The sequence below is a fragment of the Citrobacter sp. S46_ASV_140 genome, assembly GCF_018919545.1.
Taxonomy (GTDB): Bacteria; Pseudomonadota; Gammaproteobacteria; order Enterobacterales; family Enterobacteriaceae; genus Citrobacter; species Citrobacter braakii.
The window spans coordinates 1-26,762 of sequence record NZ_JAHLRC010000057.1 but is presented as its reverse complement, the minus strand read 5'-3'; the positions used below and the strand labels follow the sequence as shown (position 1 = coordinate 26,762).

At 52.3% G+C, this 26,762-nt stretch carries 28 protein-coding genes and 1 other annotated feature; of the genes, 13 read left to right on the top strand and 15 right to left on the bottom strand.

What is annotated here, in order from left to right; all coding sequences use genetic code 11:
• Window positions 1-82 precede the first annotated feature (82 nt).
• The 3 genes from KQJ19_RS15035 (at window position 83) to osmB (ending at window position 1,608) form a co-directional block, all read left to right on the top strand.
• Window positions 83-274, top strand: a complete 192-nt coding sequence (locus KQJ19_RS15035) for a hypothetical protein (protein ID WP_181599207.1) — start codon at window positions 83-85, stop codon at window positions 272-274.
• Between the two features lie 94 nt (window positions 275-368).
• Complete coding sequence (locus tag KQJ19_RS15030) at window positions 369-1,121, top strand: DNA-binding transcriptional regulator YciT (RefSeq protein WP_216403812.1); 753 nt, start codon at window positions 369-371, stop codon at window positions 1,119-1,121.
• A 268-nt stretch (window positions 1,122-1,389) separates the two neighbouring features.
• Complete coding sequence (osmB, locus tag KQJ19_RS15025; protein WP_003020583.1) at window positions 1,390-1,608, top strand: osmotically-inducible lipoprotein OsmB; 219 nt, start codon at window positions 1,390-1,392, stop codon at window positions 1,606-1,608.
• 90 nt (window positions 1,609-1,698) lie between these two features.
• Here osmB and yciH read toward each other — a convergent pair whose 3' ends face one another.
• The 5 genes from yciH to pgpB form a co-directional block, all read right to left on the bottom strand.
• The gene (gene yciH, locus KQJ19_RS15020; protein ID WP_016153243.1) at window positions 1,699-2,025 is read right to left on the bottom strand and encodes a stress response translation initiation inhibitor YciH; all 327 of its coding nucleotides are present in this window, start codon (window positions 2,023-2,025) and stop codon (window positions 1,699-1,701) included.
• Complete coding sequence (gene pyrF / locus KQJ19_RS15015) at window positions 2,026-2,763, bottom strand: orotidine-5'-phosphate decarboxylase (protein ID WP_200052097.1); 738 nt, start codon at window positions 2,761-2,763, stop codon at window positions 2,026-2,028.
• Between the two features lie 189 nt (window positions 2,764-2,952).
• Window positions 2,953-4,122, bottom strand: coding sequence for a lipopolysaccharide assembly protein LapB (gene lapB, locus KQJ19_RS15010; protein ID WP_047417273.1), 1,170 nt, complete (start codon window positions 4,120-4,122; stop codon window positions 2,953-2,955).
• A 6-nt stretch (window positions 4,123-4,128) separates the two neighbouring features.
• The gene (locus KQJ19_RS15005) at window positions 4,129-4,437 is read right to left on the bottom strand and encodes a LapA family protein (protein WP_006684318.1); all 309 of its coding nucleotides are present in this window, start codon (window positions 4,435-4,437) and stop codon (window positions 4,129-4,131) included.
• A gap of 149 nt (window positions 4,438-4,586) precedes the next feature.
• The gene (gene pgpB / locus KQJ19_RS15000) at window positions 4,587-5,351 is read right to left on the bottom strand and encodes a phosphatidylglycerophosphatase B (protein WP_141875230.1); all 765 of its coding nucleotides are present in this window, start codon (window positions 5,349-5,351) and stop codon (window positions 4,587-4,589) included.
• 202 nt (window positions 5,352-5,553) lie between these two features.
• Here pgpB and ribA point away from each other — a divergent pair, with 202 nt between their 5' ends.
• Window positions 5,554-6,144 carry a GTP cyclohydrolase II gene (gene ribA / locus KQJ19_RS14995; RefSeq protein ID WP_016153247.1) on the top strand — a complete coding sequence of 197 codons (591 nt, stop codon included), beginning with the start codon at window positions 5,554-5,556 and terminating at the stop codon, window positions 6,142-6,144.
• A gap of 50 nt (window positions 6,145-6,194) precedes the next feature.
• Here ribA and acnA read toward each other — a convergent pair whose 3' ends face one another.
• The 5 genes from acnA to topA all read right to left on the bottom strand — a co-directional run bounded on the left by acnA (window position 6,195) and on the right by topA (window position 13,547).
• Window positions 6,195-8,870, bottom strand: coding sequence for an aconitate hydratase AcnA (gene acnA / locus KQJ19_RS14990; protein WP_016153248.1), 2,676 nt, complete (start codon window positions 8,868-8,870; stop codon window positions 6,195-6,197).
• 267 nt (window positions 8,871-9,137) lie between these two features.
• A complete protein-coding gene (locus tag KQJ19_RS14985) occupies window positions 9,138-9,308 on the bottom strand; it encodes a hypothetical protein (RefSeq protein ID WP_216403811.1) in 171 nt (56 codons plus the stop codon).
• 3 nt (window positions 9,309-9,311) lie between these two features.
• Window positions 9,312-9,452: a YmiA family putative membrane protein gene (locus KQJ19_RS14980; protein ID WP_213238933.1), complete on the bottom strand. Its 141-nt coding sequence runs from the start codon at window positions 9,450-9,452 to the stop codon at window positions 9,312-9,314.
• Window positions 9,453-9,766: 314 nt separating this feature from the next.
• Window positions 9,767-10,741: an HTH-type transcriptional regulator CysB gene (cysB, locus tag KQJ19_RS14975; RefSeq protein WP_016153251.1), complete on the bottom strand. Its 975-nt coding sequence runs from the start codon at window positions 10,739-10,741 to the stop codon at window positions 9,767-9,769.
• A 208-nt stretch (window positions 10,742-10,949) separates the two neighbouring features.
• Window positions 10,950-13,547: a type I DNA topoisomerase gene (gene topA, locus KQJ19_RS14970; protein ID WP_016153252.1), complete on the bottom strand. Its 2,598-nt coding sequence runs from the start codon at window positions 13,545-13,547 to the stop codon at window positions 10,950-10,952.
• A gap of 397 nt (window positions 13,548-13,944) precedes the next feature.
• Here topA and KQJ19_RS14965 point away from each other — a divergent pair, with 397 nt between their 5' ends.
• Window positions 13,945-14,196 (top strand): YciN family protein, encoded by a 252-nt coding sequence (locus tag KQJ19_RS14965; protein ID WP_003020616.1) that lies wholly within the window; start codon window positions 13,945-13,947, stop codon window positions 14,194-14,196.
• A gap of 53 nt (window positions 14,197-14,249) precedes the next feature.
• Here the strand turns inward: KQJ19_RS14965 and sohB are convergent, their stop codons facing one another.
• Window positions 14,250-15,296, bottom strand: coding sequence for a protease SohB (sohB, locus tag KQJ19_RS14960; RefSeq protein WP_200052053.1), 1,047 nt, complete (start codon window positions 15,294-15,296; stop codon window positions 14,250-14,252).
• A gap of 210 nt (window positions 15,297-15,506) precedes the next feature.
• Between sohB and KQJ19_RS14955 the strand changes: the two genes are divergently transcribed.
• Window positions 15,507-16,268, top strand: a complete 762-nt coding sequence (locus tag KQJ19_RS14955; RefSeq protein ID WP_016156651.1) for a YciK family oxidoreductase — start codon at window positions 15,507-15,509, stop codon at window positions 16,266-16,268.
• Complete coding sequence (gene cobO, locus KQJ19_RS14950; RefSeq protein WP_016153255.1) at window positions 16,265-16,855, top strand: cob(I)yrinic acid a,c-diamide adenosyltransferase; 591 nt, start codon at window positions 16,265-16,267, stop codon at window positions 16,853-16,855. The genes KQJ19_RS14955 and cobO overlap by 4 nt, the downstream gene beginning before the upstream one ends.
• An 83-nt stretch (window positions 16,856-16,938) precedes the next feature.
• On the opposite strand, the gene rluB is transcribed toward cobO, so the two are convergent.
• The 3 genes from rluB to rnm form a co-directional block, all read right to left on the bottom strand.
• Window positions 16,939-17,814 carry a 23S rRNA pseudouridine(2605) synthase RluB gene (gene rluB, locus KQJ19_RS14945; protein ID WP_006684306.1) on the bottom strand — a complete coding sequence of 292 codons (876 nt, stop codon included), beginning with the start codon at window positions 17,812-17,814 and terminating at the stop codon, window positions 16,939-16,941.
• 100 nt (window positions 17,815-17,914) lie between these two features.
• Complete coding sequence (locus KQJ19_RS14940) at window positions 17,915-18,535, bottom strand: L-threonylcarbamoyladenylate synthase (protein ID WP_016153256.1); 621 nt, start codon at window positions 18,533-18,535, stop codon at window positions 17,915-17,917.
• Entirely contained in the window at window positions 18,532-19,410 is an 879-nt protein-coding gene (rnm, locus tag KQJ19_RS14935; RefSeq protein ID WP_029139558.1) for an RNase AM, read from the bottom strand. The genes KQJ19_RS14940 and rnm overlap by 4 nt, the downstream gene beginning before the upstream one ends.
• Before the next feature lie 135 nt (window positions 19,411-19,545).
• Between rnm and trpL the strand changes: the two genes are divergently transcribed.
• The 6 genes from trpL (at window position 19,546) to trpA (ending at window position 26,214) form a co-directional block, all read left to right on the top strand.
• The gene (trpL, locus tag KQJ19_RS14930) at window positions 19,546-19,590 is read left to right on the top strand and encodes a trp operon leader peptide (protein WP_012905981.1); all 45 of its coding nucleotides are present in this window, start codon (window positions 19,546-19,548) and stop codon (window positions 19,588-19,590) included.
• Window positions 19,567-19,661: a sequence feature (Trp leader region), on the top strand. (Overlaps the previous gene by 24 nt.)
• A 23-nt stretch (window positions 19,662-19,684) precedes the next feature.
• Window positions 19,685-21,247 carry an anthranilate synthase component 1 gene (locus tag KQJ19_RS14925; RefSeq protein WP_016156654.1) on the top strand — a complete coding sequence of 521 codons (1,563 nt, stop codon included), beginning with the start codon at window positions 19,685-19,687 and terminating at the stop codon, window positions 21,245-21,247.
• Complete coding sequence (gene trpD, locus KQJ19_RS14920; protein WP_003020639.1) at window positions 21,247-22,842, top strand: bifunctional anthranilate synthase glutamate amidotransferase component TrpG/anthranilate phosphoribosyltransferase TrpD; 1,596 nt, start codon at window positions 21,247-21,249, stop codon at window positions 22,840-22,842. Before KQJ19_RS14925 ends, trpD begins: the two co-directional genes overlap by 1 nt.
• Before the next feature lie 3 nt (window positions 22,843-22,845).
• The gene (gene trpCF / locus KQJ19_RS14915; protein ID WP_216403813.1) at window positions 22,846-24,204 is read left to right on the top strand and encodes a bifunctional indole-3-glycerol-phosphate synthase TrpC/phosphoribosylanthranilate isomerase TrpF; all 1,359 of its coding nucleotides are present in this window, start codon (window positions 22,846-22,848) and stop codon (window positions 24,202-24,204) included.
• Between the two features lie 10 nt (window positions 24,205-24,214).
• Window positions 24,215-25,408, top strand: a complete 1,194-nt coding sequence (gene trpB / locus KQJ19_RS14910; protein ID WP_003020645.1) for a tryptophan synthase subunit beta — start codon at window positions 24,215-24,217, stop codon at window positions 25,406-25,408.
• A complete protein-coding gene (gene trpA / locus KQJ19_RS14905) occupies window positions 25,408-26,214 on the top strand; it encodes a tryptophan synthase subunit alpha (protein ID WP_016156657.1) in 807 nt (268 codons plus the stop codon). Before trpB ends, trpA begins: the two co-directional genes overlap by 1 nt.
• A gap of 32 nt (window positions 26,215-26,246) precedes the next feature.
• Here trpA and KQJ19_RS14900 read toward each other — a convergent pair.
• Window positions 26,247-26,762 (bottom strand): GGDEF domain-containing protein (locus tag KQJ19_RS14900; RefSeq protein WP_216403810.1); only part of this gene is annotated, 516 nt, incomplete at its 5' end.

Sequence of the window (26,762 nt, the reverse complement as noted above, 5' to 3'; positions counted from 1 at the left end):
ATCGTTCAGGTTAATACTATTTTTCCCTTCTCTTTTGCCATGAAATTCTGCATCATGAAATTCAAACTCTATTGCCATTAGGATGACGACCATGTCTGATATCGACGCTCAGCGTCTGGCCGAACGTATTGATACCGTGCTGGATATCCTCGTTGCAGGTGATTACCACTCAGCCATCCACAATCTTGAAATTCTGAAAGCTGAACTGTTAGATACGGTCAAAGAAGATGCCGAATCTTTGGCGAAAAAGCAGAAGGCGCCATGGGAGATCTGATGACAGTGATCTTTTGATGTCGCTGCTATCAGCAACTGCAGATAATGCAGTTTCCGTTTAATTTCCGATACGATATCGCAATAAAATTAATACTATGAATTCCCGACAACAATCTATTTTGCAGATGGTGACCGATAAAGGTCAGATGAGCGTCGCCGATCTGGCAAAAGTCACCGGTGTCTCCGAAGTGACGATTCGACAAGATCTGAACACGCTGGAAAAACAGAGTTACTTACGCCGAGCCCACGGTTTTGCTGTTTCATTGAACAGCGATGATGTTGAAACGCGCATGATGACCAATTTCACTCTGAAACGTGAACTGGCTGAATTCGCTGCATCTCTGGTCAGTCCAGGCGAATCCGTATTCATTGAGAATGGCAGCAGCAATGCACTTCTGGCCAGAACGCTGGCAGAGCAAAAAGATGTCACCATCATCACCGTGAGCAGCTACATTGCTCATCTGCTCAAAGAAACGCCCTGTGAAGTGATTCTTCTCGGTGGAATTTACCAGAAAAAAAGTGAGAGCATGGTCGGCCCCTTAACTCGCCAGTTTATCCAGCAGGTACACTTCAGTAAGGCCTTTATCGGCATTGACGGCTGGCAGGCTGATACCGGTTTTACCGGACGCGATATGATGCGTTCTGACGTGGTTAACGCGGTGCTGGAAAAAGGCGCAGAAGTTATTGTGTTGACCGACAGCTCAAAATTCGACGCCATTCACCCTTACACGCTGGGTCCATTAGAGCGATTCAGCCGCGTAGTAACGGACTCCAGACTCAGCGCCAGCGTACAAATGCAGCTCGAACATTCAGGATTAATCGTCAATATCATTGATGCCCACACATAAAATCTTCAGTAGATGGTTTGTCAGCAGACAAATCATCTGCTCTCTGAGAGTTATCTGACAATCCAATTAAGACTTTTTACCTGTCGTTAACAGGATAAAGTCGTAAAATTAATGTTAGCGATATAACAGGAACGAACCTCCAACTTCAGGATAGTGTTTGTAATGCCTTCGCTAAACGGTTTCACGGAAATATCTTCGATAGTCTTAATTTGACGCTATCCTTAAAGAACACTGGATTCCGTGAATCAATAATTCAGGAGAAAGTATTATGTTAGTAACGAGCAAAAAAATGACCGCTGCCATTCTGGCGATTACTCTGGCAATGTCGCTGAGTGCCTGCTCTAACTGGTCCAAACGAGATCGTAACACCGCAATCGGTGCTGGTGCAGGTGCAATAGGTGGTGCAGTCCTGACTGACGGCAGCACGCTGGGTACGCTGGGTGGTGCTGCAGTAGGTGGTATTATCGGCCACCAGGTGGGTAAATAATCTACGGTTAAACGGCTCGATATAATAATACGTTTACTTTTTCAGGTCTGTATTATTAAAAAGCCACGGAAAATTTCCGTGGCTTTTTTATTAACCGCCAGCCAGTTTAACTTTCATTCCTTTAGCTTCCAGCAGCGATTTAATCAGGTCGCGTTTATCCCCCTGAATTTCAATCACGCCATCTTTCACTGCTCCACCGCAACCACACTTTTTCTTCAGTTCTGCGGCTAATTTGGTCAGTTCGGCATCGTCTTGATCAATACCGGTAATCAGGCACACGCCCTTCCCTTTGCGACCACTGGTCTGGCGCTGGATACGAACAATGCCATCGCCTTTTGGACGCTCAGGCGCTGTTTTCGGTTCATCAATACGCCCGGAGTCGGTAGAGTAGACCAGACGAGAGTTTGAGTCGTTCATTTACGCACCTCGTTTCAGGGAAGCATTGATCATCTTCAGCGTCTGCGCGGGATCGGCCGACTGGGTGACCGGACGACCAATCACCATGTAATCCACACCTGCTAATTGCGCCTGTTCCGGTGTCATAATACGACGCTGATCGCCCGCCTCGCTGCCTTCTGGACGAATCCCCGGCGTCACCAGCTTAAATGCCTGGCCCAACGCCTGCTTGAATCGCACCGCTTCCTGAGCTGAGCATACGACACCGTCCAGACCACAATTCTGGGTTAAGCGCGCCAGTCTTTCAGCATAATCTGCAGGTGACAACGTCACGCCGAGATCGGCGAGGTCGCTGGCTTCCATACTGGTCAGAACCGTCACGGCAATCAGCAACGGCGCGTCCTGGCCAAAAGGCACTAAGGCTTCACGGGCTGCAGTCATCATACGCGCCCCGCCAGAAGCGTGAACGTTAACCATCCAGACGCCAAGTTCGGCAGCAGCGGCAACTGCATGTGCGGTGGTATTGGGAATATCATGAAATTTCAAATCAAGAAAGACGTCAAAACCACGCTGTTGTAGATCGCGAACCAACTGAGGTCCAAAAAGCGTGAACATCTCTTTGCCCACTTTCAAACGGCAATCACGAGGATCAATTCTGTCGACAAAAGCTAATGCTTTATCGCGATTAGAATAATCGAGAGCGACAACGACAGGAGAATCGGTAACAGCACGAGAAGAAGATGAAGCAGTAAACGTCATGACCAGACCTTCTTGAGGATGGGCGCCCACGGCGGCGCGAAATGGGTAAACGGCGTGCATTCTACCTGCGGTAATAGAAAATTAACAGGCGCGATTACATTTCTGCCAGGCGAACCGGCAGCAGAGGTTGAGGATGGTTCTATTACACACCAACAGTATGTTGTAACTAAAATGAGGTTTTTTTAAAAATTACAGCCCATCAAGTCCGCGAATGGGCTTAATGGTTGACCATGAACGGCAGGATGGACAGTGCCAGTACAGCGTATACGCCGTAAAACCGCACTTCTGGCAGCTGTAACGCGGTTTACTGCGTACCTGCTCTCCGACCATATCGCGCAGAACCATCAGGCTCTCTTTGGCACGCCCTTCTTCTGCTTCGTGAAGATGATAATCCATCAGCTTGTGGAACACGCGCATCGTAGGATGACGTTGCAGCTGACGAGTGATATAGACCTGAGCGGTATCAGCCCCCTCACGCGCCTCAAGAATATCAGCCAGCATCAGTTCGGCGGCGGCACCAGTATTTTCCTCGACGGCCCGACGTAAAAACTCCGCCCACTCATCGTTTTTCCCCAGATGCTGGTAGCAGCTTTGCAGCATTTCCAGCGTTTCGCTGACCAGCTCTTTGTCCTGGGAAATGACCCGTTGCAGGCTTTCAACCGCCTTCGCGTAATCACCTTTTTCCATGTACACGCGACCCATCATGATGGATACCCGTGCACTGTTTTTGTCTGCCGCGGCGCCTTTTTTCAACAGCGTCATGGCGCGATCCATATCGTCGCTACCCATTTGCTGTAAGGCCAGTTCGCAGTAGAAGTGGGCTATCTCATTACGCTGTTTGTCTTTGCCGAGTTTTACCAGACGCTCTGCGACATCAATGGCTTTTTGCCATTCGCTGGTGGCCTGATAAATTTGCAACAGTTGTTGTAATGCGCCAACCCGAAAATCAGTTTCATCGGTAAGCTGATTGAACATGTCTTCCGCGCGGTCGTACAGTCCCGCGGCCATGTAGTCGCGCCCCAGCTGTTGCACGGCCAGCAAACGCTGCTCGTAGGTCAGCGAGGCACTTTCCATTAACGTTTGATGGATGCGGATTGCGCGATCGACTTCACCGCGAGAGCGGAACAGGTTTCCGAGGGTGAGATGAGCCTCAACGGTGCCTGTGTCCTCTTTTAGCATATCAAGGAACAGATCCACCGCTTTATCTTGTTGGTTGCTCAGGAGGAAGTTAACCCCGGCGACATAGTCACGAGAAAGACGGTTAGCTTCATCCTGCTTGGTTTGTTGCGCACTTCTGCGACCCATATACCACCCATAGGCAGCGGCTACAGGTAAAAGCAGAAACAACAACTCCAACATAAATAATTATTCCTTCACAACCGACGAATCGGCAGATACCGCAACGTCGGTCGCAGGCGCAAGCTGGTTTTCCAGTCGTTTAATTTTACGTTCGGCGCGCGCAAGAGACACACGAACCTTCAGCCAGAAAAGGCCGCAAATTAGCCAACCAATCGCAAACCCTGCGGCAAACAATACAGCAAGCAGCGTAGAGATACGATACTCACCCTGAGCCAGCAGGTAATTAAACGTAACCTGTTGATCGTTTTGCGCACCCAATGTCACCGAAATAACAAAAATCGCCAACACCAGTAAGAAAATGAGTAAATATTTCACATTACTTCCCGTTATGTGGTTTGAGCGAATAAATCGTGTCCAACTTACCGCGTTGAGCCCTTTAAATTACCATTTTCACAACGAGTGCGAAACGGAAAAGCGCTTTCCACTTTCTGATTTGAGGGCAAAATTTGAAAAATCAATCATCGCTAGCTTTCTTGTTCTCGCTGCGCGATTTCTTTTTTCTCCTGCACTGGTGGGGTTAATGGTCCGCATACCCGCTGTGCAAGCCAGGTTGCCAGCGTCACCAGCAGCCACGAAATCAGCGTTGCCACCACCAAATCACGGGGCCAGTGCATGCCTAACAGCAAGCGGCTGCCCATCACGCCGGTCGCCCAGACCAGCAAAAACACAATCGTCAGCGTACGTCTGCGCGGCCATAACAGCCCTACGCCCAGTAAAGCCCAACTGGCGGCAAACATCGTATGTCCGGACGGAAAGGCAAACCCCGTTTCTTTTTGCCAGTGCTTGCGTAAAAACGTTGGAATATCCTGCTGTTCAGCCAATTGTTCTTTGACTAAATGCCCACGATCTTTACGTTTTAAAGTGTAGAACTCATCAACCGGAATATGGTGCGTTTTTTCCAGCCACACGACAAAAGGTCGCGGTTCTTGCACCCTGTCTTTTACCCAGGACTTCACGCCCTGTCCCACTAAAATCGCCGCTGCCAGAATAGCAAACAGCATTACCGCGGCTTTAAGACGAAAACGCAGGCACCACAGAAACCACGCACAAAGCGCAACGTGAGTGATAATTCCCCACGGCTGCGTCACCGTTTCCGTTACCCAGTACAAGGACTTTAACCACCAGACATTGTGCCCCGGCTGCCAGCTCCAGCCTGATACCCATACGGCAACCGGCATGATAAGTAGCAGTCCGGTCCCCACTGCGGTGCGCTTTGCAATAGACAGCATTGCCTCTCCTTTCGTCGATAAGTATCACAATCATAACTGAAAAATTCACACGTCGGGAAAATTGACAATTTTGTGCCATTCCAAAAGCGAATCCGTGGTCGCGATTAGGTGAACGTAGTTGCCTTATGGCAAAATAGTGTAATACAGAACAGAAGCCGACAGGCGAAGGCACGACGAGTGCCAGCATAATCTGGAGAATTACATGCAGCTTAAACGTGTGGCAGAAGCCAAACTGCCAACCCCCTGGGGTGATTTCCTGATGGTGGGATTTGAAGAACTGGCAACCGGACACGATCATGTCGCACTGGTTTTTGGCGATATCACAGGCCAAACACCTGTCCTGGCGCGCGTCCACTCCGAATGTCTGACTGGCGATGCGCTGTTTAGCCTGCGTTGCGATTGCGGTTTCCAGCTCGAAGCGGCCCTCACCCACATTGCTGAAGAAGGACGTGGTATTCTTCTTTATCACCGTCAGGAAGGACGCAACATTGGCCTGCTCAACAAAATCCGCGCTTACGCGTTGCAGGACCAGGGTTATGATACCGTTGAAGCGAATCATCAGTTGGGATTTGCGGCAGACGAGCGCGATTTCACGCTGTGTGCCGATATGTTCAAGCTGCTGGGCGTGGATGCGGTACGTTTGCTGACCAATAACCCGAAGAAAGTTGAAATCCTGACCGAAGCGGGAATCAATATTGTTGAGCGCGTGCCGCTGATCGTGGGCCGTAATCCAAAAAATGAACATTATCTGGACACCAAAGCCGCCAAGATGGGACATTTGCTGGGCAAATAATCGTTGTCACCGCCTATCAAAAAGCCTGCTCTCGCAGGCTTTTTTGCATTTTAATTCAACATATTACGAATCACGTAGTGCAGAATGCCGTCGTTTTGGTAATACGTTAGCTCCGTCGCGGTATCAATGCGACAGCGGCATAGAATCACCTCTTTACGCCCATCTGCGCGGACCATACTCACCGGAACTGTCGCCCCCGGTTTAATGTTTTGTAGGTCCGTAATATCGATCGCCTCCTCACCGGTTAATCCCAGCGTTTTACGCGTGACGCCCTGCGGGAACTCCAGCGGTAAAATGCCCATGCCAATCAGGTTAGAACGGTGAATTCGCTCAAAAGACTCTGCGATAACCACGCGAACGCCCAGCAAACGTGGGCCTTTCGCCGCCCAGTCGCGGCTGGATCCGGATCCATATTCTTTCCCGGCAATCACCGCCAGAGGCACGTTCTCCTGCTGGTATTGCATGGCCGCATCATAAATAGCCACCACTTCGGTTCCCGGCAAATGACGCGTCATGCCACCTTCCACGCCAGGTACCATCTCATTGCGAATACGAATATTGGCAAAGGTACCACGCATCATCACTTCATGATTCCCGCGTCGTGAACCGTAGGAGTTAAAATCTTTACGCTCAACGCCATGGCTTTGCAGATAACGCCCCGCTGGGCTGTCTGGCTTAATACTGCCGGCAGGAGAAATATGGTCGGTGGTAACAGAATCTCCGAGCATCGCCAGAATACGCGCACCGTGAATGTCCTGAACCGGATCCGGCGTAGCCTGCATACCATCGAAGAACGGTGACAAACGGATATAGGTCGAGTCAGACTGCCAGCCATAGGTATCAGCGCGATCAACCTGGATTGCTTTCCATTCTGGCGTGCCTTCAAAGACTTCAGCATACTCTTTATGGAACATGGCGGTAGAGACCTGCTCAACGGCGCGGGCAATTTCCTTGGCTGTCGGCCAAATATCTTTCAGATAAACAGGATCGCCTTTTCTGTCATGGCCTAACGGATCTTTCGTCAGGTTGATGTTCATATTCCCCGCCAGCGCGTAGGCCACCACCAGCGGCGGAGACGCCAGCCAGTTGGTCTTCACGAGCGGATGGATACGACCTTCAAAGTTACGGTTTCCAGAAAGCACTGCCCCAACCGTAAGATCGCCTTTTTTGATGGCTGTTTCGATAGGATCGGGTAAGGGTCCAGAGTTGCCAATACAGGTGGTACAGCCATAACCCACAAGATTAAATCCCAGCTCATCAAGGTACGGAGTGAACCCAGCCTTTGCCAGATAATCGGAAACCACCTTCGATCCTGGCGCCAACGAGGCTTTCACCCATGGCTGACGTTTCAAACCAAGCGTTACGGCTTTTTTCGCCAGCAGCCCCGCCGCCATCAATACGCTTGGGTTTGAGGTGTTGGTACAAGAGGTGATAGCGGCTATCACCACCGCGCCGTCCGGCAGCTTATACTGCTGACCGCTCATGGTATAGTCCACTGGCTGGCGGTCTTTCAGCGAGCTATTCACCTCGAGTTCATTACTCGCCGAAAAGGCTTTCGGCACATCAGCCAGCGCCACCCGATCCTGCGGACGCTTCGGTCCAGCAAGGCTTGCCTCTACGCTGCCCATATCCAGCTCCAACGAACTGGTAAACACAGGTTCATCCCCTGGGTTACGCCACATTCCCTGCGCTTTAGCATAGGCATTGACCAACTCAACCTGTTCCTCACTGCGCCCGCTCAGACGCATATACTCAAGGGTAATGTCATCGATCGGGAAGAAACCGCAGGTTGCGCCGTATTCCGGTGCCATGTTCGCAATGGTTGCTCGATCGGCCAGAGGTAAGGTGTCCAACCCATCACCGTAGAATTCAACGAATTTACCGACGACACCGTGCTTACGCAGCATCTGGGTGACGGTCAGAACCAGGTCGGTGGCAGTGATGCCTTCCCGCAATTTACCCACCAGTTTAAAGCCCACAACATCTGGGATCAGCATTGAGACCGGTTGACCCAGCATTGCCGCTTCAGCTTCAATGCCTCCAACGCCCCAGCCCAGCACACCGAGACCATTAATCATCGTGGTATGGGAATCGGTACCGACCAGTGTATCGGGATAAGCCACCCACTCACCGTCCTGTAACTCGCTCCAGACAGCTTTGCCAAGATACTCAAGGTTAACCTGGTGGCAAATCCCCGTACCCGGCGGTACAACGCTGAAGCGACTAAATGCCTGCTGTCCCCATTTCAGGAACACATAACGTTCATGGTTACGTTCCATTTCCAGACGCACGTTTTCTTCGAAAGCATCATCATCACCGAAACGATCCACCGTTACCGAGTGGTCAATGACAAGATCCACTGGCGAAAGCGGATTCACTTTTGCCGTATCCCCACCCAGACGTTTTACCGCTTCGCGCATGGCGGCGAGATCGACCACCGCCGGCACGCCGGTAAAATCCTGCATCAGAACACGAGCAGGTCGATAGGCAATTTCTCGATCGGCATGGGCGGTCTTCAGCCAATGCGCAAGCGCATGAATATCATCTTCGGTAACGGAATTACCGTCCTGCCAGCGAAGCAGGTTTTCCAGCAAAACTTTTAGCGATTTCGGTAAACGGGTGATATCACCCAGTGATTTAGCGGCCAGCGGCAGACTGTAGTAACGGTAGGTTTTATCTTTAACCTGCAATGTGTCCTTACTGGCTTCTCGTAGGGTCGACGACATAGCTCCTCCTTAATGACAGGGTTGGATCCCCTGGTTTTCCTCAGGGTTAGTATTAAAGATAACACAAACAAAATGTAACGCTTTGATAACAACTCAAATTGATAAAAGTGGAGGGCTACAAAAGGGGCAACTGAAGTATCTGGCGAGGAGAAAGGTTTAAGCGGTCAAGGTTAATACGGTGATAAGCATGGCTCATCACGATTGCCCGGAATAAAATATTTGCAGTACAAGACAACGGACTAATAATAATTATAAAATTCGTATCAATTATTGTTTCTGTTCATCATCATCCGCAAACAGATCGATAAACGTCCGTTGTTCAGGAGAGAGTTTCCAGGTCGCTGGAATATTCGGCTTATTCTCTGCGCTGCGTTGACTCTCTTGTTCAGGGTCATCCGGAGATGGCATCACGGTGGAGCGTTGTTCCAGTGTGGACATGACCTACCCCCACACGTTCCAGGCCACGAGCGCGACAATAATCCAGAACACGGCAGAGCCAAGAAACACAGCGAACCAGGCTTTACGTTTCATCACGGGATCCCGGCGTGCTGGCTGGTTTCCTGAAGGCATCGCTAACCTCATACTATCGAAATCACTTATCATTTAAGCACCAAACAATCGGTACAATTAATCATCAGATAGGAGGAATCCTAATAAAAAAGGTCAAAAAAAGCCAGTTAATTTTCATGCTCGACCTGATAAATAAATTAATTATTTGATCGGTTATAAATATTTGAGAGGGGTTTTTGGCGACCTTACTAATTTGAAACTACTTTAGCAAGTGTTTACCATAAACAATATATGGTTAATATATAGAGGAAAAATATTGAATAGATTCAGACTCTGCCGTCGGTATCGCTTTATGTTTGAGGATACCGACGAGGTAACAGCCGTTATTATTTCTCAGGCAATTTAATATCTTTAAACATGGCTTCAATATCGTCGTTGGAACGTAGCGCCACCGCCGTATCTACCACATCACGCGTCAGATGCGGCGCGAAACGTTGAATAAAATCATACATGTAACTGCGTAAAAAAGTGCTGCGACGAAAACCAATCTTGGTGGTGCTATGGCTGAAGATATCATGGGCATCAACGCGCACCAGGTCAGGGTCGGAGACAGGATCAACCGCCATACTGGCAATTACCCCCACGCCGAGGCCCAGGCGTACATAGGTCTTAATGACATCGGCATCGGTCGCGGTAAAAACTATACGCGGCTCAAGCCCCGCACGGTTGAACGCGGTGTCCAGTTCCGAACGTCCGGTAAATCCAAACGTGTAGGTCACCAGCGGGTACTGCGCCAGTTCTTCAATGGATACGGCGGATTTGCCCGCCAACGGATGGTCCGGCGTAACGACAATCGAACGGTTCCAGTGGTAGCAAGGCAGCATCACCAGATCGTCATACAGGTGCAGGGCTTCCGTCGCGATAGCAAAATCTGCATTCCCTTTCGAGACGGCTTCGGCGATTTGCGTCGGCGACCCCTGGTGCATATGCAATGAGACGCGTGGATAACGCTCAATAAAGCCTTTAATAACGTTCGGCAAAGCGTAACGCGCCTGAGTGTGCGTGGTGGCGATATACAGTGAGCCTTTGTCCGGCCAGGTATGTTCGCCAGCAACGGACTTAATGGCATCCACCTTCGACAAAACTTCTCGCGCGATTCGAATGACTTCCTGCCCCGCTGGCGTAACCTGGGTCAGGTGCTTACCGCTACGGGCAAAAATCTGGATGCCAAGTTCATCTTCCAGCATACGAACTTGCTTACTGATACCTGGCTGAGAGGTATAAAGCCCTTCCGCCGTTGAGGAGACATTAAGGTTGTGGTTCACCACCTCAACAATGTAGCGAAGCTGCTGTAATTTCATGTTAAGCCATCCCGATTTGCGCCATCAAATCATCGTTTCAGAGCAGGCTCGTTGGCGCTGCTAATACGATTTAATAATAAAAAGTGTGTTAACTATAACCACTATATCATTTCTATGTGAGCTGTATAGGGATGACAAAAAATAATACGCCAGAAACAAAAAGGGCCGCTTACGCGACCCTTTGAGGAGAAATTCAGCCGGAATGCTGTTATTTCTTCCCTTCTACCCATTTACCGTCAACGAAGAACGCGGACCAGCCGGTCGCCTTACCGTCTTTCTCCGCAGCAACGTATTGCTGCTTGGTTTTACGGCTGAAACGAACCATCGACTTGTTGCCGTCCGGGTCAGTCTGCGGCGCATCTGCCAAATAGCGCAGTTTTTCCGGCAGACGATCGCGGAAGCGGTACAACTCTTCAACCAGCGGCGCACGTGTCTCACGTGATTTCGGGAACGTATTTGCCGCCAGGAAGATACCTGCAGCACCATCACGTAACACGAAATACGCATCAGATTTTTCACACGGCAGTTCTGGCAACGGAACCGGATCCTCTTTCGGTGGAGCAACTTCACCGTTACGCAGGATCTTACGGGTATTTTTGCACTCGTCGTTGGTACACGCCATGTACTTGCCGAAACGTCCCATTTTCAGGTGCATTTCAGAGCCACATTTCTCGCACTCAACGATAGGACCGTCATAACCCTTGATGCGGAATTCGCCTTCCTCGATCTCATAGCCATCACAGGTAGGGTTATTACCGCATACATGCAGCTTGCGCTTAGGATCGATAAGGTAGCTGTCCATCGCCGTGCCGCACTTCTGGCAGCGACGTTTGGCGCGCAAAGCGTTGGTTTCCGCATCGTCGCCTTCCAGCACGTTCAGCACTTCATTTTCCGGCACCAGGTTAATGGTGGTTTTGCAACGCTCTTTCGGGGAAAGCGCATAGCCAGAACAACCCAGGAAAACGCCGGTGCTGGCGGTACGAATACCCATCTTGCGTCCGCAGGTTGGGCAATCAATGCTGGTCAGCACCATCTGGTTCGGACGCATACCGCCCTCTTCAGGATCTTTCTCGGCTTTATCCAGTTGCTGAGTAAAATCAGTGAAGAAGTTGTCGAGTACGCCCTTCCATTCGGCTTCGTGATTTGCCACCTGGTCGAGACTGTCTTCCATCTGCGCGGTAAAGTCGTAGTTCATCAGTTCGCGGAAGTTTTCTTCCAGACGATCGGTGACGATTTCACCCATTTTTTCAGCGTAGAAGCGACGGTTCTCAACGCGAACATAACCGCGATCCTGAATCGTAGAAATGATCGACGCATACGTGGATGGACGACCAATACCACGTTTTTCAAGCTCTTTAACCAGCGAAGCTTCACTGAAGCGCGCAGGCGGTTTGGTAAAGTGTTGCGCAGGTGTCAGTTCGATGAGCGTCAACGTATCGCCTTTATCCACCGCTGGTAAAATGCGGTCTTCATCGCCCTTACGCAGCGCAGGCATCACTTTCGTCCAGCCATCGAAGCGCAGAATACGACCACGCGCCTTCAGACGGAAATCACCCGCACCCACCGTCAGCGTGGTGGAATCATATTTAGCAGGCGTCATCTGACAGGCAACAAACTGACGCCAGATCAGCTGATACAGTTTTTGCGCATCGGCTTCCATATCTTTCAGCGATTCCGCCTGAACGGCGACATCGGAAGGACGGATAGCTTCGTGCGCTTCCTGCGAGTTCTCTTTGCTGGCGTACTGGTTCGCGCTCTCCGGCAGATACTTTTTGCCGAAATTATCGCTGATGTAATCGCGAACCATGTTCACCGCATCCTGGCTCAGGTTGGTTGAGTCAGTACGCATATAAGTGATGTAGCCCGCTTCATACAAGCGCTGCGCCATCATCATGGTTTTCTTCACGCCGAAGCCCAGACGCGTGCTGGCGGCCTGCTGTAGCGTGGAGGTGATGAACGGCGCACCCGGCTTGCTGCTGGTCGGCTTATCTTCACGTTCCAGAACGCTGTAGCGCGCTTTTTCCAACAGGCTAACAGCGGCAAGCGTTTGTTCCCGGTTGACCGGACGGAACGGTTTATCATTCTGATGCGTCACCTCAAGCGGTAACGCGTCGCCGCCTGGCGTGGTCGTGTTAGCATCAATTTCCCAGAACTCTTCTGGAACGAATGCTTTGATTTCGCGTTCACGCTCAACCACCAGACGCACGGCAACCGACTGTACGCGGCCTGCTGACAGGCCTCGCGCAATTTTTTTCCACAGCAGCGGCGACACCATATAGCCCACAACACGGTCCATAAAGCGGCGCGCCTGTTGCGCATTGACGCGGTCGATGTTCAGCTCGCCCGGTTTTTCAAACGCCTGACGAATAGCGTTTTTGGTAATTTCGTTAAACACCACGCGACTGTAGCGGGTGTCGTCGCCACCGATCACTTCCCGCAGGTGCCACGCAATGGCTTCCCCTTCGCGGTCAAGGTCGGTTGCGAGATAGATGTGGTCGGCTTTTTCAGCCAGTTGCTTCAGTTCAGAAACAACTTTTTCTTTACCAGGCAGCACTTCATAGCGCGCATCCCAGTTGTGCCACGGGTCAACACCCATACGATTGACGAGAGCGCCACGTTCATCCTTTTTGGGCTTTTTAGCCGTTTTGGTGGAGGTTGAGTCGGCGCTCTTTTTAGTTGCTGAGCCACTGGTCGGCAAATCACGGATATGACCGACGCTGGATTTCACCACGTAGTCATTACCCAGATACTTGTTGATCGTTTTGGCTTTTGCCGGGGACTCAACGATGACAAGAGCTTTACCCATATTCACCTTTACCTAATTTGATTCTTCCAGAATGCGTCGCACGTTGATTCACCTTCCACTGGCGACGAGACATCGATATGGTCTCTGCGTCGGCGGATATCAACCCTTAAACTGATTCGCGCTTGTAATGTAACTCTCATGTAACTGAGTTAACAGGCTTTTTCGCTCACAAACGCTATAGCACGACGGAGTATTGGTCGAATGTCAAGCAAATCTGTTGCCAGATTGACGAAAGCGTCACACTGTACCTGATAAAATGCGTTACGCAACTTTATTAGCATGCAAAAACAAATCTCGCCACTTGCAACACTGTCGTAAGACCTTCATTTAAGTCAGGGAATATTTGCCCATAAGCCGGGCTCGGCGTAGACTAATGTCCTTGTTTAAGGAGTAAATAATGCATAAAGACACTCAACCCATCGATCGCGAAACACTGCTGATTGAAGCCAACAAAATCATTCGTGAGCATGAGGACACGCTGGCGGGGATTGTCGCCACCGGCGTAACGCAGCGAAATGGCGTGCTGGTTTTCAGCGGAGATTACTTTTTAGACGAGCAAGGGCTACCGACGCCAAAAAGTACGGCGGTGTTTAATATGTTTAAACATCTGGCGCACGTACTTTCTGAAAAGTATCACTTGATCGATTAACACGAGAAATGATTTGCCGGATGACGGCTGCGCCTCATCCGGCAATTACAATTTTACATCAGCGGTTTTTGCCCCCGCTGCCACCAGCGCATCAGTAAACGATCGGCGCTCTCGGCGGCACTGCCGGTAAAACGGTCCATCAGTTTTTTACGCTGCAGATAACGTACGTTTAATACGTCACGACCGTCCATCAGTCCGAGGATCACCTCATCACTGGTATTGATCTCATCCACCAGCCCGTTGGCCAGCGCCTGTTGACCAAACCAGTGTTCACCCGTGGCAACCTGCTCAATGTCCAGAGCCGGACGCATGCGCTGTACAAAATCTTTAAACAGATGATGGGTTTCGTTCAGGTCTTCGCGGAATTTCTGCCGCCCTTCTTCCGTGTTTTCACCAAGTAGGGTCAGCGTACGCTTGTACTGTCCGGCGGTGTGCAGTTCGATATCAATATCTTTCCCTTTCAGGAAGCGGTGAAAGTTCGGGATCTGTGCCACAACGCCAATAGAGCCGACAATAGCAAACGGCGCCGAGACAATTTTATCCGCCACGCAGGCCATCATATATCCGCCGCTCGCAGCGACTTTATCTACCGTAACGGTCAGCGGGATCTGCTTATCGCGCAGACGTTGTAACTGGGACGCGGCCAGGCCATAGCCGTGTACTACGCCGCCCGGACTTTCCAGACGAACTACGACCTGATCCTGGGGTTTAACGACCGCCAGCACTGCCGTCACCTCTTCGCGTAATGCGCTGACCTCATGGGCATCCATACTGCCTTTAAAATCAAGTACCCATACCCGTGGTTTATCAGATGACGTACTGTCTCCCAGTTTCGCTTTTGCCTTAGCGGCCTTCGTCTCAAGCTTGTGTTTCTTTTTCTGCGCCTTATGCCAGAATTTTTGCTGATGCCCATCCAATAAGGCCAGCGACAGGTCTTCTTTCATCTCTTTATATTGATCGCTGAGATTAATAACCCGCAATTCCCCACGCTGACGTTTGCGTTGTGTCGCGTTTACGATCAGCATAACTACCACCGCAATAGCCACCACGACAGTGACAATTTTTGCCAAAAACAACCCATATTCAGACAACAATTCCACGTGACCCACCTTGGTTAAACAACGCTACTTTCGCTCAGTGTACAACAGCCTTGTTAACCCGTCTTGCTTCATCCATTCAGTAAAAAGCATGACAACGCGTTCATTTTGCGGTGTTATTGCCTTTGGCTGATTGAAAAAGAACAGGGTTTAAGGCATAAAGCCCAAAAGTTATCGCGAACGAGATGGCCAGGACGTCGCCGAGGAGTAGCCGTGCATTATCAACCGAAACAAGATCTTCTACAGGACCGCATTATTCTGGTCACCGGTGCCAGCGATGGTATCGGACGTGAAGCCGCACAGACCTACGCGCGTTACGGCGCGACCGTGATTCTGTTAGGGCGTAACGAAGAAAAGTTGCGTCAGGTTGCCCGCTCCATCGCCGAAGAAAAAGGTACGCAACCACACTGGTTCACGCTGGATCTGCTCACCTGTACGTCTGACGAATGCCACCAGCTCGCACAGCGCATTGCCGCGCATTTCCCGCGTCTGGATGGCGTATTGCATAATGCCGGATTGCTCGGTGACATTTGCCCGATGAGCGAGCAAAACCCGCAGGTATGGCAGGACGTGATGCAGGTAAACGTGAACGCCACCTTTATGCTGACTCAGGCATTGCTGCCGTTGTTGCTCAAATCCGATGCCGGATCGCTGGTCTTTACCTCCTCCAGCGTCGGTCGCCAGGGGCGCGCCAACTGGGGGGCATACGCCACCTCCAAATTTGCTACCGAAGGAATGATGCAGGTTCTGGCTGATGAATATCAGAACCGCCACCTGCGCGTAAACTGTATCAATCCTGGTGGAACGCGTACCGGCATGCGAGCCAGCGCGTTCCCGACGGAAGATCCGCAAAAATTGAAAACCCCCGCCGATATTATGCCGCTCTACCTGTGGCTGATGGGCGATGACAGCCGCCGTAAAACCGGTATGACTTTCGATGCCCAGCCGGGCCGTAAACCAGGAATCGCCCAATGAGTGAAGAACGCTATCAGCAGCGCCAGCAGCGCGTAAAAGACCGGGTTGACGCCCGTGTTGCCGCCGCCAGAGACGAGCGCGGAATTATTATTGTGTTCACCGGAAATGGTAAGGGTAAAACCACCGCCGCGTTCGGTACCGCCACGCGCGCAGTAGGCCACGGTAAAAAAGTTGGCGTAGTGCAATTTATTAAGGGGACGTGGCCAAACGGTGAACGAAACTTACTCGAACCCCACGGCGTTGAGTTTCAGGTCATGGCGACAGGATTTACCTGGGAAACGCAGAACCGCGAGTCCGACACCGCAGCCTGCATGGCCGTATGGGAACACGGCAAGCGGATGCTGGCCGACGCTGAGCTGGATATGGTGATACTGGACGAGCTGACCTACATGGTTGCATACGACTATCTGCCGCTCGACGAGGTCATCAATGCCCTAAACGCGCGCCCTGCCCATCAAACGGTCATTATCACCGGTCGTGGATGTCATCGCGATATTCTGGAGTTAGCGGATACGGTCAGCGAACTGCGGCCGGTTAAGCACGCCTTTGAAGCGGGCGTGAAAGCCCAGATGGGGATCGATTACTGACAGTAGGCCGGATAAGGCGCTTACGCCGCATCCGGCTCCACGCTAACGCCTGATGGCGCGTTGCTTATCAGGCCTACTCATGATTAACCGTTGTTGCTGCGACCGCCCGGACGACGGCTGCCGCCAACCTGAGAGTGGCGCTTCACCGCACGGCGGATCTGGTTTGCCTTCATACGGCGACGATCTTTCTCGACGGCAACTTTAGAGGTAGTTTCCGGCTTCAGTTCCACCAGTTCACGCAAATAGTTGGTCTGCGCGAGGTCAAGTTCCGTCCAGCCGCCACGCGGCAGGCCCTTCGGCAGTGGGATATCACCGTAACGTACACGGATAAGACGACTTACCTGCACGCCCACGGCTTCCCACAGGCGACGGACTTCACGGTTACGCCCTTCGGTCAACGTGACGTTATACCACTGGTTGATCCCTTCACCGCCGCTGAACTTGATCGTTTTAAATGCGGCCGGACCATCTTCCAGCTGCACGCCACGACTCAGATCGCGCAGTTTCGCGTCATCAACCTGACCAAACACACGCACCGCATATTCACGTTCAACTTCGCGGCTTGGGTGCATCAGACGGTTCGCCAGTTCGCCATCGGTGGTAAACAGCAGTAAACCACAGGTATTCACGTCCAGACGTCCCACGGCAATCCAGCGCGCATCGCGCAGTTTTGGCAGACGATCAAACACGGTCGGACGACCTTCCGGGTCGTTACGGGTACACAGTTCACCTTCTGGCTTGTAATAAGCCAGAACACGGCAGATTTGCTCCGCAGATTCTTTCACCGAAATCAGATGACCGTCGATACGGATTTTCAGACCCGGCGTAACTTCAACGCGATCGCCGAGCGTGGCAATTTTGCCATCAACGCTCACGCGACCCGCGGCAATTATGGATTCAATTTCACGGCGAGAACCGTGGCCAGCACGCGCCAGCACTTTTTGTAACTTTTCGCTCATAGAGCTTCCTTTAGATGTCGCCTTCACAGGCGTCGAACAGGAGAATCAACGGCGCCAGTCAGCGCCATTTTAAGGCCGCGTAGTATAGCGGTTCGCGCCCTTATAAGAAAGGTTTAACGTCGCCGACGCCTTCGCGCAATACCACCGGGGAATCATCGGTTAAATCGATAACCGTGGTTGGCTGCTGGCCGAGATATCCACCGTGGATAATCAAATCCACCACTTTCTCCAGACGATCTTTGATTTCTTCCGGATCTGACTCGGTAAATTCGCTGCCCGGCAGCATCAGTGATGTAGAGAGCATAGGCTCGCCCAGCGCTTCCAGCAGCGCCAGCGCAATCGGATTCGAGGGTACACGCAAACCAATGGTCTTACGTTTTTCCTGCAACAGTCGGCGCGGTACTTCTTTCGTCCCCTTCAGGATGAACGTGTAGTTACCCGGCGTGTTGTTTTTAATTAAACGGAAAGCCACGTTGTCGACAAACGAATAGGTCGACAGTTCGGACAGGTCACGACACATCAGCGTAAAGTTGTGCCCGTCCGGCAGGTGACGGATGCGACAAATGCGCTCCATTGCGCCTTTATCTTCAATTTTGCAACCCAACGCATAGCCGGAATCAGTTGGATAGACGATCACCCCTCCTTTACGCACGATTTCAACGGCCTGATTGATCAGTCGCTGCTGTGGGTTTTCGGGATGAATATAAAAAAACTGGCTCATACTTTCCTCTCTGTGGTCTCGGGCTGTTCCCAAAGTTGCCAGACGCCTTCTACGCCTGCGGGCAACCAGAGTTTACGACCCAGCTCAATCCATGGGCAGGGTAGATGAAAATCAGACCCTTGCGATGCCCACAGTTGATGCTGACGCGCAAGCGTCGCCAGATGGGTGCGTTCATTGGGAGACTGCTGGCACTGTGCCACTTCCATCGCGTCGCCGTGATGTTCAGCAAAATGCGCAACCAGTCTTTTCAGCCACTTAGCGCTAAGATCGTACCGCCCAGGATGAGCCAGAACTGCCTTACCGCCAGAATGATGAATGACATCAATAGCTTGTTCTATTGTACACCACTGTGGCGGAACGTAACCGGTTTTCCCACGGGCAAGATATTTTTTAAAGACATCCGCCATGGTTGTGGCTTTTCCGCATTCCACCAGGAAACGCGCAAAATGCCCCCGAGTGATCGCCCCGCCATCAGCCAGGCGTAATGCCCCTTCCCACGCACCGGGAATATGCGCTTTATCGAGTCGTTCAGCAATCAGGCGCGCGCGCTGCTGACGACGTTCCGTTTGCTGCGCCAGAAATTCGCACATCATTGGATGGGCGATATCAATGTTCAGACCCACGATATGGATCTCATGGTTTTCCCAGACTGTTGATATCTCGACGCCAGGGATCAAATTTAACGCTAAACCCGCACGTGAAATTTCTTCTCTTGCCGCCGCAATACCCGCCGTGGTGTCATGATCGGTGATCGCCAGTGTACCGACTCGCATCTCTACCGCACGGTGTACTAAGGCTTCTGGCGTTAATCGCCCATCGGAGGCTGTAGTATGACTGTGCAGGTCATAAATCACTGCGTAATTCGTGTCGCTCAATGCGGCTCCCGTTTCACTAAATGTCTTAACCCGCCCATCATAGCGGTTTAGACAAATATACTGAAATCAGGTGTTGACTTTATTCCATTGAACTAGTTAACTAGTACGCAAGTTCACATGAAGAAGGTATCTGAGATGAAAGCAACATTTGTTCTGCACGGTTGGTGGCGCACTTCCTGATTTCGGGCAGTGTCTTACGTCTGCAATATGCAACCAGATACCCGGCCCGCCAAATGAGCGGGCTTTTTTTTGAACAAAATTAATGAGAATAACGATGCAAACACAAAAACCGACACTCGAACTGCTTGCCTGCGATGCCGCCTACCGTGAAAATCCGACGGCGCTGTTTCATCAGGTGTGTGGCGCACGTCCGGCAACGCTGCTGCTGGAATCTGCCGATATCGACAGCAAAGACGATCTGAAGAGCCTGCTGCTGGTCGACAGCGCATTACGCATTACCGCCATCGGTGACACTGTCACCATTCAGGCATTATCCGCTAACGGCGCATCGCTGCTGCCGCTGCTGGATGCTGCCCTGCCAGCGGGCGTTGAGAACAAACAACAACCGAATGGTCGCCATCTGCGATTCCCTGCCGTTAGCCCGCTGCTGGATGAAGACGCCCGCTTATGTTCCCTGTCCGTATTTGATGCCTTCCGTTTATTGCAGGAGCTGGTTAATGTTCCTGCGCAAGAACGTGAAGCGATGTTCTTCGGCGGTCTGTTTTCCTACGACCTGGTTGCCGGTTTTGAAGATTTACCTCAGCTTGAAGCGGGCAACCGTTGCCCTGACTACTGCTTCTATCTGGCAGAAACGCTCATGGTCATCGACCATCAGAAGAAAAGCACCCGCATTCAGGCCAGCATATTTACCCCCAGCGATGCAGAAAAACAGCGTCTTAATGCCCGTCTGGCGCAACTGAGCCAGCAGCTTACCGAACCTGCGCCGCCGCTGCCCGTCACTGAAGTTCCGCACATGCGCTGCGAATGCAATCAGAGCGATGAAGAGTTTGCCGCCGTGGTTCGTGGTATGCAAAAAGCCATTCGCGCTGGCGAAATTTTCCAGGTGGTTCCATCCCGTCGTTTCTCGCTGCCCTGCCCGTCACCGCTGGCGGCCTACTATGTGCTGAAGAAAAGTAACCCCAGCCCGTACATGTTTTTTATGCAGGACAACGATTTCACACTGTTCGGCGCCTCTCCGGAAAGCTCGCTGAAATACGATGCCACCAGCCGGCAGATTGAAATCTATCCGATTGCCGGGACCCGCCCACGCGGTCGTCGTGCGGACGGTTCGCTGGACCGCGATCTCGACAGCCGTATTGAGCTGGAGATGCGTACCGATCATAAAGAGCTTTCCGAACACCTGATGCTGGTAGACCTTGCGCGTAACGACCTGGCGCGCATCTGTACGCCCGGCAGCCGCTACGTTGCTGACCTCACCAAAGTGGATCGTTATTCCTTCGTTATGCACCTGGTTTCCCGCGTAGTCGGCGAGCTGCGTAGCGATCTGGATGTGCTGCATGCTTACCGCGCCTGTATGAACATGGGTACGCTAAGCGGCGCGCCGAAAGTTCGCGCCATGCAGCTTATCGCCGAGGCCGAAGGCCGTCGTCGCGGCAGCTATGGCGGTGCAGTAGGTTACTTCACGGCCCATGGCGATCTGGATACCTGTATTGTGATTCGTTCCGCCCTCGTGGAAGACGGTATTGCCACCGTACAGGCTGGCGCCGGAATTGTTCTGGATTCCGTTGGGCAGTCAGAAGCCGATGAAACCCGTAATAAAGCGCGTGCGGTTCTGCGTGCTATCGCCACCGCACACCACGCACAGGAGACCTTCTAATGGCTGACATTCTGCTGCTCGATAATATCGACTCTTTTACCTATAACCTGGCAGATCAGCTGCGTACTAACGGTCATAACGTGGTGATTTACCGCAACCATATTCCTGCCCAGACATTAATAGACCGCTTAGCGACCATGAAAAATCCGGTGCTGATGCTCTCCCCAGGTCCAGGTGCGCCAAGCGAAGCGGGCTGCATGCCGGAGCTGTTAACCCGCCTGCGCGGCAAGCTGCCAATCATCGGCATTTGTCTGGGGCATCAGGCCATTGTCGAGGCCTATGGTGGATACGTGGGACAGGCTGGGGAAATCCTGCACGGCAAAGCGTCCAGCATTGAACACGACGGTCAGGCAATGTTCGCCGGTCTGGCAAATCCGCTGCCGGTGGCGCGCTATCACTCGCTGGTTGGCAGCAACGTTCCGGCCGGATTGACCATCAACGCCCACTTTAACGGCATGGTGATGGCGGTACGTCACGATACCGATCGCGTATGTGGCTTCCAGTTCCATCCAGAATCCATTCTGACCACCCAGGGCGCTCGTCTGCTGGAGCAAACGCTGGCCTGGGCGCAACAGAAACTCGAACAGACCAATACCCTGCAACCTATTCTGGAGAAACTGTATCAGGCCCAGACGCTGTCTCAGCAGGAAAGCCACCAGCTGTTCTCCGCCGTGGTACGCGGTGAACTGAAGCCGGAACAACTGGCTGCGGCGCTGGTGAGCATGAAAATTCGCGGCGAGCACCCGAATGAAATTGCCGGTGCGGCAACCGCGCTGCTGGAAAACGCCGCCCCGTTCCCGCGGCCTGATTATCTGTTTGCCGATATTGTCGGTACCGGCGGTGATGGCAGCAACAGTATCAATATTTCCACCGCCAGCGCCTTTGTGGCGGCCGCTTGCGGACTGAAAGTCGCCAAACACGGCAACCGCAGCGTCTCCAGCAAGTCGGGCTCTTCGGATCTGTTAGCGGCTTTTGGCATCAATCTGGATATGAACGCCGATAAATCCCGTCAGGCACTTGACGACCTCGGTGTGTGTTTCTTGTTTGCGCCGAAATACCACACCGGTTTTCGCCATGCCATGCCGGTACGCCAACAGTTGAAAACCCGTACGCTGTTTAACGTCCTCGGTCCGTTGATTAACCCGGCACATCCGCCGCTGGCGCTGATTGGCGTTTACAGTCCGGAACTGGTGCTGCCAATTGCCGAAACGCTGCGCGTGTTGGGGTATCAGCGGGCAGCCGTGGTGCACAGCGGCGGCATGGATGAAGTTTCCCTGCATGCACCGACCATTGTGGCGGAGCTGCATGATGGCGAAATCAAGAGCTATCAACTGACGGCAGAAGACTTTGGCCTGACGCCTTACCACCAGGAACAGCTGGCTGGCGGCACGCCGGAAGAAAACCGTGACATTCTTAGTCGCTTGTTACAAGGTAAAGGTGAAGCCGCTCATGAAGCTGCTGTTGCCGCGAATGTCGCCATGTTAATGCGCCTGCACGGTGAAGAAGATTTAAAAGCCAATGCGCAAACCGTGATTAATGTACTGCGCAGCGGTGCGGCCTATGACCGTGTCACTGCACTGGCAGCAAGAGGGTAAATGATGCAAACCGTTTTAGCGAAAATTGTCGCAGACAAGGCGATTTGGGTAGAAGCCCGCAAACAGCAACAACCGCTGGCCAGCTTTCAGAATGATGTTCAACCCAGCGCTCGTGATTTCTACGATGCGCTGCAAGGTGCACGCACCGCCTTTATTCTGGAGTGCAAAAAAGCGTCTCCGTCAAAAGGCGTGATCCGTGATGACTTCGACCCGGCACAGATTGCGGGCGTATATAAACAATATGCTTCCGCGATTTCCGTACTGACCGATGAGAAATATTTTCAGGGGAGCTTTGATTTCCTGCCCATCGTCAGCCGCATCGCACCGCAACCGATTCTGTGTAAGGACTTTATTATCGATCCTTACCAGATTTACCTGGCGCGCTTCTATCAGGCGGACGCCTGTCTGCTGATGCTGTCGGTGCTTGATGATGAGCAATATCGTCAACTCGCCGCCGTCGCCCACAGTTTGAAAATGGGCGTACTGACCGAAGTCAGTAACGATGAAGAGCTGGAGCGTGCTATCGCACTGGGTGCCAAAGTGGTCGGTATCAACAACCGTGACTTACGCGACCTGTCGATTGATCTGAATCGCACCCGCCAACTGGCGCCGCGACTGGGTCATGGCGTAACCGTCATCAGCGAGTCCGGCATCAATACCTATGGTCAAGTGCGAGAACTCAGCCACTTCGCCAACGGTTTTCTGATTGGCTCTGCGTTGATGTCGCATGATGATCTGCATGCTGCCGTGCGTCGCGTTCTGCTCGGCGAAAATAAAGTCTGCGGTTTAACACGGGCTCAGGATGCAAACGCGGCATACGAAGCGGGTGCCATATACGGCGGGTTGATTTTTGTGTCCACATCGCCACGCGCGGTCAGCGTTGAACTCGCGCGCGAGGTCATGACCGGCGCACCGCTGCAATATGTCGGGGTGTTTCGCAACGCAGAGATCACCGACGTGCGCGAAACAGCGGTGGCTCTGGGGCTAACAGCCGTGCAATTGCATGGTAGCGAAGACCAGGCCTATGTTGACTCCCTGCGCGACGCGCTCCCCGAACAGGTGCAAATCTGGAAGGCGTTAAGCGTCAGCGAAACGTTGCCAGCTCGTGATTATCAGCACGTCGATAAATACGTATTCGACAATGGTCAGGGCGGCAGCGGTCAACGCTTCGACTGGTCACTTTTAGGCGGACAATCGCTGGATAACGTTTTACTGGCTGGCGGACTCGGCGCTGATAACTGCGTTGACGCGGCAAAAACCGGCTGTGCCGGTCTCGATTTCAATTCTGGCGTAGAGTCACAGCCGGGCATCAAGGATGCACGTCTTTTGGCTTCGGTCTTTCAGACGCTGCGCGCATATTAAGGAAAAGGACATGACAACATTACTCAATCCGTATTTTGGTGAATTTGGCGGTATGTATGTGCCACAGATTCTGATGCCTGCCCTGCGCCAGCTGGAAGAAGCTTTTGTCAGCGCGCAAAAGGATCCTGAATTTCAGGCGCAGTTTACAGACCTGCTGAAAAACTATGCTGGTCGTCCAACTGCCCTGACCAAATGCCAGAACATTACTCAAGGCACCAACACTACGCTGTATCTCAAACGTGAAGATTTGCTGCACGGCGGCGCGCACAAAACCAACCAGGTGTTGGGCCAGGCGTTGCTGGCGAAGCGTATGGGGAAAACGGAGATCATCGCCGAAACCGGCGCGGGCCAGCACGGTGTTGCATCAGCTCTCGCCAGCGCACTGCTGGGGCTGAAATGCCGTATTTATATGGGTGCAAAAGACGTTGAACGCCAGTCGCCAAACGTTTTCCGTATGCGTCTGATGGGGGCTGAAGTTATCCCGGTTCACAGCGGTTCTGCAACGCTGAAAGATGCCTGTAACGAAGCGCTGCGCGACTGGTCTGGCAGCTACGATACCGCGCACTATATGCTCGGTACGGCGGCGGGTCCACATCCCTTCCCGACCATTGTTCGTGAATTTCAGCGCATGATCGGCGAGGAAACTAAAGCGCAGATCCTTGAAAAAGAAGGTCGCCTGCCGGACGCGGTTATCGCCTGCGTGGGCGGAGGTTCTAACGCCATCGGTATGTTCGCGGACTTTATTAATGAAACCAGCGTCGGTCTGATTGGCGTCGAGCCTGGCGGTCATGGGATTGAGTCAGGGGAACATGGCGCACCGTTGAAGCATGGTCGTGTCGGGATTTACTTCGGCATGAAATCCCCGATGATGCAGACCGAAGAAGGACAGATTGAAGAGTCTTACTCTATTTCCGCGGGGCTGGATTTCCCGTCTGTCGGGCCGCAGCATGCGTATCTGAACAGCATTGGTCGCGCCGATTATGTTTCGATCACCGACGACGAAGCGCTTGAGGCCTTCAAAACGCTGTGTCTGCACGAGGGGATTATTCCGGCGCTGGAGTCCTCCCATGCCCTGGCACACGCATTGAAAATGATGCGTGAAAACCCGGAAAAAGAGCAGTTACTGGTGGTTAATCTCTCCGGTCGCGGCGACAAAGACATTTTCACCGTACACGATATTCTGAAAGCGCGAGGGGAAATCTGATGGAACGTTACGAAAACCTGTTTGCACAGCTGAAGGACCGCAAAGAAGGTGCTTTTGTCCCCTTCGTAACTCTGGGCGATCCGTCTGTTGAGCAGTCACTGAAAATCATTGATACGCTGATTGAAGCCGGTGCCGATGCCCTTGAGCTCGGTATTCCGTTCTCCGATCCGCTGGCTGACGGTCCAACCATTCAGGAAGCCACCCTGCGTGCGTTTGCCGCCGGCGTCACACCGTCGCAATGCTTTGAAATGCTGGCGCTGATTCGCCAGAAGCACCCTACGATTCCCATTGGCTTGCTGATGTATGCCAACCTGGTGTTTAGCAAGGGCATTGACGAGTTTTACGCCCAGTGTGAAAAAGTGGGCGTGGATTCCGTGTTAGTAGCCGATGTTCCCGTTGAGGAGTCCGCGCCATTCAGAGCTGCGGCGCTCCGCCACAACATTGCGCCAATTTTTATCTGCCCACCGAACGCTGATGAAGAACTGCTGCGCCAGATAGCCTCTCATGGCCGCGGCTATACCTATTTGCTTTCGCGTGCGGGCGTGACCGGTGCAGAAAATCGAGCGGCGTTACCGCTGCATCACCTGGTCGAAAAGTTGAAAGCATATGATGCTCCACCTTCTTTACAGGGGTTTGGTATCTCTGCGCCTGAACAGGTAACCGGCGCGATTGACGCTGGCGCTGCTGGCGCTATTTCCGGCTCGGCAATTGTGAAAATCATTGAGAAAAATGTTGCGGCACCGGAACAGATGCTCGCTGAGCTGAAAGCTTTTGTCAGCGCGATGAAAGCCGCCACACGGCAGTAAGCTAAATCAACCGCCAGAGACTTCTGGCGGTTTTACGCTTCTTTCGTGTGCTTCATTTTATACATGGCGCTATCTGCATTCTGAATAGCCACATCCAGTTCACCGTTCACCTCTGCAATCCCCCACGATACTGACAATGGCACAGTATGACCGTCCACTACAAACACATGGCTGGTCACCTGCCCGCTGATACGTTGAGCGATTGCGATGGCATCAGTTGCCTGCGAGCGAAACAGCAGGATCATAAATTCATCCCCGCCGGTACGAATCACAATATCGTGACTGGTGCGGGTGTTTGATAACATCCTGTTGGCGATAATTTGCAGCGCACGATCGCCTGCCGCGTGACCCCAGGTATCATTGACGGCCTTGAACTTATTGCAGTCCAGTAGCACCACCGAACAGTGTGATAAATCTCGGCGCTTGATGATGTCGAGTATTCGGCGATTAAAGCAACCGGTCAGGGTGTCTATATAAACCTTCAGGTCGCTTTCGTTCAGCCATGATTTTAGCGAGAAACTAATCATGATGAAAAAGAACGGTGCCAG